The organism is Nocardia speluncae NBRC 108251, from assembly GCF_001613245.1.
GTDB lineage: Bacteria > Actinomycetota > Actinomycetes > Mycobacteriales > Mycobacteriaceae > Nocardia > Nocardia speluncae.
On record NZ_BDBZ01000003.1, the window covers coordinates 97121 to 108073 of the forward strand.

Here is a 10953-nt window from a genome sequence, read left to right on the forward strand (position 1 = left end):
TCCGCGGCAACGCGACCGGGTCACTTCAATCCGGCCGCATCCATACCGCGCAGCTCCTTCTTCAGGTCGGCGATTTCGTCGCGGAGCCGGCCCGCGAGCTCGAACTGCAGTTCGCGGGCCGCGTTCATCATCTGATCGGTGAGCTCGGCCACCAGATCGGCCAGTTCGGCCCGCGGCATCGACTTGATATCGCGGCCCTCCACGATGCCCGCGCTCACCGCCCGTCCCGGTTCCCCCTGCGCCCGCCGGCCGCGGCTGGCGTTACGACCGGATCCGCCCACCGCGACCTCGTCGTCGGCTTCGGAATAGACCTGATCGAGGATATCGGCGATCTTCTTTCGCAGCGGTTGCGGATCAATTCCCATTTCCGCGTTGTAGGCGAGCTGTTTGGCCCGGCGGCGTTCGGTTTCGTCGATCGCGTTCCGCATCGAATCGGTGATCTTGTCCGCGTACATGTGTACCTCGCCCGAGACGTTGCGGGCTGCACGGCCGATGGTCTGGATAAGGCTTTTGGTGCTGCGCAGGAACCCTTCCTTATCGGCATCGAGAATGGCCACCAGCGAAACCTCCGGCAGGTCCAGGCCCTCACGCAGCAAGTTGATACCGACCAGCACGTCGTACTCGCCGAGCCGCAGCTGACGCAGCAACTCGACACGGCGCAGGGTGTCGATCTCGGAATGCAGGTATCGCACGCGCAGGCCCAGCCCGAGCAGGTAGTCGGTGAGATCCTCGGCCATCTTCTTGGTGAGCGTGGTGACCAGTACTCGCTCGTCCCGTTCGATCCGCTGCCGGACCTCGTGCACCAGATCGTCGATCTGACCCTTGGTGGGTTTGACCACCACCTGCGGATCGACCAGGCCGGTCGGGCGGATGACCTGTTCGACCACCTCACCACCGACGCGGCCGAGCTCGTAATCGCCCGGGGTGGCCGACAGGTACACGGCCTGACCGATACGTTCGGCGAACTCCTCCCACGTCAACGGCCGGTTGTCCACTGCCGAGGGCAGCCGGAACCCGTATTCGACGAGATTGCGCTTGCGCGACATATCCCCTTCGTACATCCCGCCGATCTGCGGCACCGTGACATGGGATTCGTCGATGACCAGCAGAAAATCGTCGGGGAAATAATCGAGCAGAGTGGCCGGCGCCGAACCCGCGGGCCGCCCGTCGATATGGCGTGAATAATTCTCGATCCCCGAGCAGAAGCCGACCTGCCGGATCATTTCCAGGTCGTATTGGGTGCGCATCCGCAACCGCTGCGCTTCGAGCAGTTTGCCTTTGCCTTCCAGTTCGGCCAGGCGTTGTTCGAGCTCGGCCTCGATATCGGTGACCGCCCGCGCCATCCGGTCCGGACCGGCCACATAGTGGGTGGCCGGGAAGATCCGCACCATATCGACCTTGCGCACCACATCCCCGGTGAGCGGGTGCAGGTAATAGAGTTCTTCGATTTCGTCGCCGAAGAACTCGATCCGCACCGCCAGTTCCTCATAGGACGGGATGATCTCGACGGTATCGCCGCGCACCCGGAACGACCCCCTGGTGAAGGCCATATCGTTGCGCGTGTACTGGACGTCGACCAGCATGCGCAGAAAGGCGTCGCGGTCGACCTCCGCGCCCACCTCCAGCAGCACCGAGCGATCCAGATACGACTGCGGGGTGCCCAGGCCGTAGATACACGACACCGAGGCCACCACCACCACATCGCGCCGGGACAGCAGCGCGGAGGTGGCCGAATGGCGCAGCCGCTCCACGTCGTCGTTGATCGAGCTGTCCTTCTCGATATAGGTATCGGTCTGCGCGATATACGCCTCGGGCTGGTAGTAGTCGTAATAGGAGACGAAATACTCCACCGCGTTGTGCGGGAACATTTCGCGGAGCTCGTTGGCCAGCTGCGCCGCGAGGGTTTTGTTCGGGGCCATCACCAGCGTGGGCCGCTGCAACCGCTCGATGAGCCAGGCCGTGGTGGCCGATTTACCGGTACCGGTGGCGCCCAGCAGCACCACATCGGGTTCCCCGGCAGTGATGCGGCGTTCCAGCTCCTCGATCGCGGCCGGCTGATCGCCGGCGGGCCGATGTGGACTGACGACCTCGAACTGCCCGCCTGTCCGTTCGATCTCCCCGACCGGGCGGAATTCCGATTTCGCCAGGGGAGTTTGCCCGTCGGCCTCGGTTCCGCTGACGCCGGCCGCACGGAGTTCGGTTGCGAATGCCATGACCCCACACTATGCCCGCCCACCGACACGATTCCGGTCTCCACCACGGCGGCAGGCACGCCGCCCGGCAACCGGCGGTCCCGCCGGGCACGGCACCGAGCACATCACCGGCGTCCTGGGTAGATTCGGCAACTGTGACCAAGGCAGCCAGTGTGCACGTCCACCGGCCGAAGGTGGAGTACTTCGATATCGCGGAACTGACCAATACCGATCCGAAGGGGTTCATCCGCACGGTCGAGCGCTATCACCTCGAACCGTGGGGCCTGTACATGGCCCGCAGCGCCGACCACCCCCAGTTCCACTACCTCGAATCCTGGCTGCTGCCCGCGCTCGGTATACGTGCGACGGTGTTCCACTTCCATCCCGCACATATGCGCGACCAGGACTATTACATCGATATCGGAGAGTTCGGCGAGTTCGAACCGAAACGCTGGCGATCGGTCGACCACTATCTGGATCTGGTGGTCCGGACGGGCCGCGAAACCCAACTGCTGGACGTCGACGAACTCCTGGCAGCCCACGCAACCCACCTGATCGACGCGGCTATCGCCGAGCAGGCCGTGGCGACTGCCACCCGCGCCATCGACGGTATCGCAGCCCACGGTCATGACTTCCTGGCCTGGACTGCGTCCCTGGACATGCCGCTCACCTGGATGTGACGCTCCCTTTCCGGCACCGGCCGATAAGCCGAGGTGTCCGCGAGAACGGCCGCCCGGCGGTTCCCGGACGGCGGGGGCTGGACGACGCCTCGTCACCGCGGTGCTCGGCACACCGGTCGGTCCATCACTCCGGTTGCTCTGGCTTCCGGTGGGCCAGCCGCCGGGACACTCCGGTCAGCCACGGCTCACACACCGCGGCGTAGGCCGCCCACGCCTCGTCGCCGCCGAGGCGCGCGGCTTCGTTCGCTGCCGTACGGATCACCTCGGTGTACTCGGCGCGGGCTTGCTCATCGGCGCGCAACCAGTCGCGAAATGCCATGGCGAACTCCTGGTCCGGGCTGCCCGCCACACTCAGCTGCACGAATGCGGGACGGCCGGGATCGGCGCTGCCGTGCCTCCGAGGCTCGGTGAGCCCCGCACCGGGCGCAGGTTCGTGGGCCGATGCCGAAAGCTCCGGGAATCCGGCACCGGCCAGAGCGTCCCGGATACCCTCGGCGCCGGCCCGGTCGGCGACCGTGATCTGTACCTCGAGCACATCCGGCGCGGGCAGATCCGGCACCGCGGTGGCGCCGATATGATCCACCCGGACGGCGGCCGCGCCCGCCGCAACCTGTAACCGCGCGATCAGCCGCTGGGCCTGCGCGGCCCACTCCGGCCTGGCTTCCACGATGCCGAACTCGGGTCGCACCGCGGTACCCGCGCGCATATTCGCTTCGAACGGCACCAGCCGCTGCTCCCACAGCCGCGCGACCTCGGCTTCGACCGCACCCTCGGCACCGTTGTTGTCCAGCAGCACATCGGCGGCGGCGTAACGCTGTTCGTCGGTGGCCTGCGCCGCGATCCGGGCGCGGGCGTCGGCCTCGTCCACGCCGCGGAATTCGACCAGACGCCGCAGCCGGGTTTCGGTGGCCGCGTCCACGACCAGCACCAAGTTCACAAACGGTGCCATATTGTTTTCCACCAGCAATGGAACATCCTGCACCACAATGGCATCCGGTGCGGCAGCGGCGAGCAACTCGGCGGTGCGCTGCCCCACCAGGGGGTGGGTGATGGAATTCAGGGTCGCGCGGGATTCGTCGTCGCGGAACGCCTTGGCAGCAAGCGCCGGCCGGTCGAGACTTCCGTCGGCAGCCAGGATATCCGCACCGAATGCCTCGACGAGGGCGGCCAGTCCGGGAGTTCCGGGGGCCACTACCTCCCGTGCGATCACGTCGGAGTCGATGATCACCGCCCCACGCTCGGCGAGTGCCCGCGCGACGGTCGATTTGCCCGCGCCCATACCTCCGGTGAGGCCGATTCGTAACATTGGCTCAGTTTCGCATCCGCGGCACGAACCGTGCCGAACAGGTCGTGCCCCGGCCGCTGCCCGACACGCCCGCGGGCGCCCGATCCGGAAATGTCCGGACCATGAGATTCACTCGGATAATCTGCGCTTGCCGCAATATCGATGGGAATTGCCTTTTTCCGATAGCACTTGTTACGACAAGCAAAGGAAAGAGTATGCGCACCAGAGAAAACCGTACAGGCCGCCACCGGCTGGGTTCGGCGGGTCGCGTGCATTGCATTATTATTCCGGCTGTCGCGAGATATCTGCGCGAACACCAGCGTTCGTGGTTCACCGTATTCACGGTTCCGGCGCAACACAGTTTCGCCGCCAAACGCCACCGCCCCTTCGTACCCCGGGTACGCATGCGCTGGGTTCCCGTGCCCGCCGGTTGATACCACCCCGGACAAACGGCCCGGCACCTGGTGCCGGGCCGTTTGTCGATAAGTGACCGCGGGAGTCGAACTACCGCTACGCACCCCGTCGATCGTTCACCATGGCACCGATAGCGAAGACCCCCGGTTCGCAGTGAACCGGGGGTCTTCGTTTGTCTCTTCGAGGCTACCCGAGGGCGCCTCAGGCGTTACCGGAGAGCTTCTCCCGCAGGGCCGCGAGCTGCGCATCGCTGGCCAGCGAACCACCCGACTCCGCGGGAGCGCTGGACTGCGCGCCGCTCTCGGAGGAGTAGTTCGACGAACCGCTGCCGTTGACGGCCTCGGCCGCGGCGTCGGCCGCCATTTTCTCCATCTGAGCGGTGTGCATCTTGTGCCGGCGCTCCGCCTCGGCGTAGCGGCCTTCCCACTCTTCGCGCTGCTTGTCGAAGCCCTCGAGCCATTCGTTGGTCTCGGGATCGAAGCCCTCGGGGAAGATGTAGTTGCCCTGCTCGTCGTAGCTGTCGGCCATGCCGTACTTCGACGGATCGAACTCGGAGCTGTAGTCCTCGTTGGCCTGCTTGAGGCTCAGCGAGATCCGGCGACGCTCCAGGTCGATATCGATGACCTTGACCATCGCGTCGTCGCCCACGACCACGACCTGGTCCGGGACCTCCACGTGGCGCTCGGCCAGCTCGGAGATGTGCACCAGGCCCTCGATGCCCTCCTCGACGCGGACGAACGCGCCGAACGGGACGAGCTTGGTGACCTTGCCCGGCACGATCTGGCCGATGGCGTGGGTGCGGGCGAACTGCCGCCACGGATCTTCCTGGGTGGCCTTCAGCGACAGCGAGACACGCTCGCGGTCCAGGTCGACATCGAGGACCTCGACGGTGACCTCGTTGCCCACCTCGACCACCTCGGACGGGTGATCGATGTGCTTCCAGGACAGCTCGGAGACGTGCACCAGACCGTCGACACCGCCGAGATCGACGAAGGCGCCGAAGTTGACGATGGAGGAGACCACACCCTTGCGGACCTGGCCCTTCTGCAGCTGGTGCAGGAATTCGCTGCGTACCTCGGACTGGGTCTGCTCCAGCCAGGCGCGCCGCGACAGAACCACGTTGTTGCGGTTCTTGTCCAGCTCGATGATCTTGGCCTCGATCTCCTTGCCGACGTACGGCTGTAGATCGCGGACGCGGCGCATCTCGACCAGCGATGCGGGCAGGAAGCCGCGCAGACCGATATCGAGAATCAGACCGCCCTTGACGACCTCGATCACGGTGCCGCGAACGGCCTCGTCCTTCTCCTTGAGCTCCTCGATCGTGCCCCAGGCGCGCTCGTACTGAGCCCGCTTCTTGGACAGGATCAGGCGACCCTCTTTGTCCTCCTTGGTGAGGACAAGAGCCTCCACCTCATCGCCCACGGAAACGACCTCGTTCGGGTCGACATCGTGCTTGATGGAGAGCTCGCGAGACGGGATGACGCCTTCGGTCTTGTAACCGATGTCGAGCAGGACCTCGTCGCGGTCGACTTTGACGATGGTTCCTTCGACGATATCGCCGTCGTTGAAGTACTTGATCGTGGCGTCGATGGCGGCGAGGAAATCCTCGGCGGAGCCGATATCGTTGACGGCTACCTGCGGCGAGGTGACGGTGGTGGGCATGTGGCGGTTTGCTCCGGACGGATTGTGATCGGTTGCGGACATTGAGACTTTCGGTACGCTGCGATACACCCAGCTGCTCCGGGTGTGATCACTTGCGGGTTCAGCGTACGCGACCCGTATCCGGCCGGGCAAACGACCCCCCGCTGCGGATCTATAAGCTTCGCGTCGTGTCCGACGACCTTGCTCGAGATCGCCACGCTCAGGCCAACGCACTACTGGGAACCACGGGTGCCGCACGCTCACGAGTCGATTCGAGAGAAAGTGAACGAGCGAGCCGGCGCTGGTGGGATGCCGACGCCGGCCAGTACCACGATACCCATGGAGAGTTCCTGGGCACCGCTAGTCCGGGGGGTGAGTTCGTGTGGTGCCCGGAGGGCCTGCACGAGGGCGATATGCGGCTGCTCGGCGAGATCGCCGGGAAGCGGATCCTCGAACTCGGCTGCGGTTCGGCACCGTGCGCACGCTGGCTTGCCGGCCAGGGCGCCCATCCGGTCGGCCTGGATCTATCGATGGGGATGTTGTCGCGGGGGCTTGCCGCCATGGAGCAGGGCGGCCCCGGGGTCCCGCTGATCCAGGCGGGTGCAGAGGATTTGCCGTTCGCGGACGAATGCTTCGATCTGGCGTGTTCGGCCTTCGGTGCCGTGCCGTTCGTCGCCGATTCCGCGCGGGTCATGCGCGAGGTCGCCCGGGTGCTGCGGCCCGGCGGCCGCTGGGTTTTCGCGGTGAACCATCCGATGCGCTGGATCTTCCGCGACGACCCGGGACCGGACGGCCTCGAGGCCGTACTCCCGTATTTCGACCGCACCCCGTACACCGAATTCGACGGCGACGGCCGCTGCACCTATGTGGAGCACCATCGGACAATCGGCGATCGCGTCCGGGAAATCGTGGGCGCGGGATTGGTGCTCGACGATATCGTCGAGCCCGATTGGCCGGAATGGCTCGACCGGGAATGGGGGCAGTGGAGCCCGTTGCGGGGACAACTATTCCCGGGTACGGCCATATTCGTCAGTCATAAACCGGAATAGCCGGCCGGCCGCACAGAAAAGCATCCCCCGGGCCGCGGTGACCGCGGACCCGGAGGATGGGAGGAACTGTTCAGGAGTCGTCGCTGCGGGAAGCCCGCGGTGAACGGCCGGCCTGGTCGAGAGCGCGCCGGAGCGCGAACTCGATCTGCGCGTTGACGCTGCGCAGATCGTCGGCCGCCCATTTCGCCACCGCGTCGTATACCGCCGGGTCGAGCCGGAGCAGGACCTTCTTGCGTTCGGCCATCAGCTGTACAGCGATCCCGAATTGACCACGGGCTGCACCGGCCGGTCCCCGCACAGCACCACCAGCAGGTTCGACACCATGGTGGCCTTACGCTCCTCGTCCAGCTCGACCATTCCCTCGGCGGTGAGACGTTCCAGTGCCAGCCCGACCATGCCCACCGCACCCTCCACGATCCGGGTACGCGCGGCGACCACCTGGTTCGCCTGCTGGCGAACCAGCATCGCCTGCGCAATCTCGGGCGCGTAGGCGAGGTGGGTGATCCGCGCCTCGATGACCTCGATGCCGGCGGTTCCGGTGCGATCACGTAGTTCGACGGTGAGCTCCTCGGCGACCTCGGCACCGTCGCGCAGGCTGGTGCGGTCGTCGTCGTGGGCGTCGTAGGGATGAGTGGTGGCCAGATGCCGGACCGCGGCCTCGGACTGCGTCTCCACATATTCTTCGTAGTCGTCCACGGCGAACGCGGCCTTGAAGCTGTCGACCACCTTGTAGACCACCACCGCGGCGATCTCCACCGGGTTACCGTCGGCGTCGTTGACTTTCAACTTCTGCGTTTCGAAGTTGCGGACCCGCAGGGAGATACTGCGCCGGTCGGTCAGCGGGAGGACCGAGAAGAAACCGGGATCGCTCACCGACCCGATATAGCGGCCGAAGAACTGGACGACCTTGGCCTCGTTGGGGTTCACCACTGTCAGCCCGGTGATCCCGAGAAATAGCAGTACAGCGACCACGCAGGCGATGATCGCCCCGGCCAGCGCGGCGGCGTTCTGGTTCTGCCCGAAGGCGATGAAACCGGCCACTGCCACGGCCGCCAGCGCGATCGTGAGAACCAGCCAGATCAGCAACACCACGAACCCGTTGACCCGTGCGGCGTCCCGGAACTTCATGACATCCTCCCTCTATCAAAGTGATATCACTAAGATAGCAACAAGCCATCCGATCGACAAGCAAGCGGCGCGCGGGACCGGTACCCGAGAACCGGCACAACACCGGATCGACCACTCGCCCGAACCTCGACACCACCACCTGGCGCGTCGACAGCGGGGCGCTTTCGCCGGCGCGGGACGGCACCACCCCGGCGGGCCGACACCCACCGGCCGGTCCGAGCCCGGATGACGCATTCCTGCGACGATGGCCGCATGGACGGGACGGTATCGGGGCAGCGGCTGCGACTGGGCCTCGTCTACGGCGACGGCATCGGACCGGAAGTGGTGGGTTCGGCGCGGCAGGTGGCGAACGAGGCGCTGGCGGCCGCCGGATGCCCCGCCACGGAATGGGTCACGCTGCCGATGGGCCGGCGGGCGATCGACGAATTCGGCACGGCGCTACCGGAATCCACTCTCGAAGGCTTGGCCGACACCGACGGATGGATCCTCGGACCGCACGACAACGCGTCCTATCCCCCGCAGCACCGCATCGCCCCGGGCGGCGCGATCCGCCGCCATTTCGGCCTGTACGCCAATATCCGTCCGGCGCAGGCGTTTCCCGGAATTCGTGCGGTCACGCCGGATATCGATCTGGTGATCGTGCGGGAGAACAGCGAAGGGTTCTACGCAGACCGGAACATGGCCGTAGGGTCCGGCGAGTTCTGTCCCACCCCGGATATCGCGCTGTCGGTCGGCCTCGTGACCCGCACGGCGAGCGAGCGGATCGCGCATGAGGCATTCCGGCTCGCCGCCACCCGGCGTGGCCGGGTGACAATCGTGCACAAGGCGAATGTGCTGCCGCTGACGATGGGCCTGTTCCGGGATTCCTGTTACACGGTGGCGGGCGAGTACCCCGGGGTCACGGTGGACGACGAACACGTCGACGCGACGGCCGCCCATCTGGTCCGCGCCCCCGGCGATTACGACGTCATCGTCACCGAGAACCTGTTCGGCGATATCCTCTCCGACCTCGCCGCCCAGCTGGGCGGATCGCTGGGTACGGCGGCCTCGCTGAACTGCTCGGGCACTCGCGCAATGGCGCAGGCGGTCCACGGCGCGGCACCGGAGCTGGCGGGCCGCAACCGGGCGAACCCGGTAGCCCTGCACCGCTCCACGGCCATGCTCCTGCGCTGGCTCGCGCAACGCCGCGAACAATCGTGCCTGGCGTACGCGGCGGACCGGATAGATCGCGCGGTGGCCGCGACATTCGCCGCCGGTATCGCCACCGCCGATCTCGGCGGACTGGCCTCCACCGCCGAATTCACCGAACAGGTCACCGCACGCATCCATCGCCGCTGACTGTGAACTCATCCCGGAAGCGCTGACGTGCCGTGCCACGAATGTCAAAATGGCTCGACGGCCCACTCGAGCGGCCGGACCGATGACCGCACAACGATTGCGCCTACCACCATGCTTCACCAGAACCCGGCACCGACCTCGGTCGCGATCTACGAATTGGTGGGCAGCCGGTACCAGCGGGTCGCGGAATTCCATCTCACCTGCGCGGATTCCGTGGAATTGACCCTCAGCAGACCGGACGGATGCCCGATGGCGCGACGCTGGTTCCGGCAGGGCATCCGGGTCCCCGGCACCGCGGAACCGGTGTCGGCAGACGACGGTCGCGCATTCATGCGCGCCCTGCTGTCGCCGCGCAGGCTGAGCTATTGCCGGATCGTCGACGAGAGCCCGCACAGGGTCGAGTCCGGTGACCCCGGCAACCCCGGAGCCGCAGAGAACGCACTACCGTGAATCCACTGAGCCCGTGGACCGGGGTCATCGACGACACTCTGCTGCGCTTGACCAATGTCGCCGGGGTTGTGGGGCGGTACCGGGCCGGACTCGTGCGCAACTACGGTGGCACCCTCGACCAGGTCGCCTACGACCTCACCACCGCCGATCGCGATTTCGTGCTCCCGTTCGAATGGCGCTCCGAAGCGCGCGCCGACGCGCTCGGCGCGGTGCCGCCCACCGGTCGTTTCCCGCCGTATTCACCGAGCCCGGCCGAGCAGTACCTGTCCACACGCCGTCTGGTGATCGACGAGGAGCTCTCGAATACCCTGCCCTCCAGCGCCAACGGCGTATTCATCGCACGCGACGACGACGGTCTCTTCTATGTCTACAAACCCGGCGACATGGAAATGTACGGCGGTTTGAACTGGATTCCACACGTCCCCGGGCAATTGGCTCGGCGGGAAGTCGCCGGATACCGCATATTCGACGCTCTCGGGGCAGGCGCGCGCGTACCGCCCACGGCGCTGGTCACCGGGCCGCACGGCCCGGGTATGGCTCAGCTCTTCGTACCTTTGAAGGCGAGCAAGAACTGGCACGAATACCCGAAGGTCCACCAGCAGCAAACTGCGGTAGGACATTTCGTACTGGGCAATCTGGACGAGAACGAGGCAAACATCCGGCCCGAATACGACGGGCGCAACGAAGAACACGACGCCGACGACAATATGGTGGTCTTCGATCTCGGCCACTCCATACCGGAGACAGCCGATCCGCGCCGCGGCGGCGAGGACTTT

The 10953-nt window shown here is 66.1% G+C and carries 10 protein-coding genes and 1 pseudogene; 6 read left to right on the plus strand and 5 right to left on the minus strand.

Translation table 11 applies throughout. The features are described 5' to 3' along the window. Window positions 1-20 precede the first annotated feature (20 nt). Window positions 21-2213: an excinuclease ABC subunit UvrB gene (uvrB, locus tag NS6_RS07220; RefSeq protein ID WP_247610791.1), complete on the minus strand. Its 2193-nt coding sequence runs from the start codon at window positions 2211-2213 to the stop codon at window positions 21-23. A gap of 134 nt (window positions 2214-2347) precedes the next feature. On the opposite strand from uvrB, the gene NS6_RS07225 reads away from it, so the two are divergent. After that, the gene (locus NS6_RS07225) at window positions 2348-2872 is read left to right on the plus strand and encodes a ribonuclease FAU-1 family protein (RefSeq protein ID WP_068038486.1); all 525 of its coding nucleotides are present in this window, start codon (window positions 2348-2350) and stop codon (window positions 2870-2872) included. Between the two features lie 124 nt (window positions 2873-2996). On the opposite strand, the gene coaE is transcribed toward NS6_RS07225, so the two are convergent. After that, window positions 2997-4178, minus strand: a complete 1182-nt coding sequence (gene coaE, locus NS6_RS07230; protein ID WP_084470800.1) for a dephospho-CoA kinase — start codon at window positions 4176-4178, stop codon at window positions 2997-2999. Window positions 4179-4372: 194 nt separating this feature from the next. Between coaE and NS6_RS33700 the strand changes: the two genes are divergently transcribed. Beyond that, window positions 4373-4591, plus strand: coding sequence for a hypothetical protein (locus NS6_RS33700; protein ID WP_084470801.1), 219 nt, complete (start codon window positions 4373-4375; stop codon window positions 4589-4591). Between the two features lie 181 nt (window positions 4592-4772). Here NS6_RS33700 and rpsA read toward each other — a convergent pair whose 3' ends face one another. Then, window positions 4773-6233, minus strand: coding sequence for a 30S ribosomal protein S1 (gene rpsA, locus NS6_RS07235; protein ID WP_068038411.1), 1461 nt, complete (start codon window positions 6231-6233; stop codon window positions 4773-4775). Between the two features lie 167 nt (window positions 6234-6400). On the opposite strand from rpsA, the gene NS6_RS07240 reads away from it, so the two are divergent. Then, complete coding sequence (locus NS6_RS07240) at window positions 6401-7261, plus strand: class I SAM-dependent methyltransferase (RefSeq protein ID WP_068038416.1); 861 nt, start codon at window positions 6401-6403, stop codon at window positions 7259-7261. A gap of 70 nt (window positions 7262-7331) precedes the next feature. Here the strand turns inward: NS6_RS07240 and NS6_RS35140 are convergent, their stop codons facing one another. Both NS6_RS35140 and NS6_RS07245 read right to left on the minus strand, forming a co-directional pair. Continuing rightward, window positions 7332-7505: a type II toxin-antitoxin system antitoxin gene (locus NS6_RS35140; protein WP_168443509.1), complete on the minus strand. Its 174-nt coding sequence runs from the start codon at window positions 7503-7505 to the stop codon at window positions 7332-7334. Continuing rightward, window positions 7505-8389 carry an SPFH domain-containing protein gene (locus NS6_RS07245; protein WP_068038419.1) on the minus strand — a complete coding sequence of 295 codons (885 nt, stop codon included), beginning with the start codon at window positions 8387-8389 and terminating at the stop codon, window positions 7505-7507. Before NS6_RS07245 ends, NS6_RS35140 begins: the two co-directional genes overlap by 1 nt. A 252-nt stretch (window positions 8390-8641) precedes the next feature. Here NS6_RS07245 and NS6_RS07250 point away from each other — a divergent pair, with 252 nt between their 5' ends. The 3 genes and pseudogenes from NS6_RS07250 to NS6_RS07260 form a co-directional block, all read left to right on the plus strand. Then, a complete protein-coding gene (locus NS6_RS07250) occupies window positions 8642-9727 on the plus strand; it encodes an isocitrate/isopropylmalate dehydrogenase family protein (RefSeq protein ID WP_068038494.1) in 1086 nt (361 codons plus the stop codon). A gap of 111 nt (window positions 9728-9838) precedes the next feature. After that, the gene (locus NS6_RS07255) at window positions 9839-10177 is read left to right on the plus strand and encodes a hypothetical protein (protein WP_068038421.1); all 339 of its coding nucleotides are present in this window, start codon (window positions 9839-9841) and stop codon (window positions 10175-10177) included. Next, a pseudogene (locus NS6_RS07260) lies at window positions 10174-10953 on the plus strand (hypothetical protein); the annotation flags it as partial. The gene NS6_RS07255 and the pseudogene NS6_RS07260, both read left to right, overlap by 4 nt.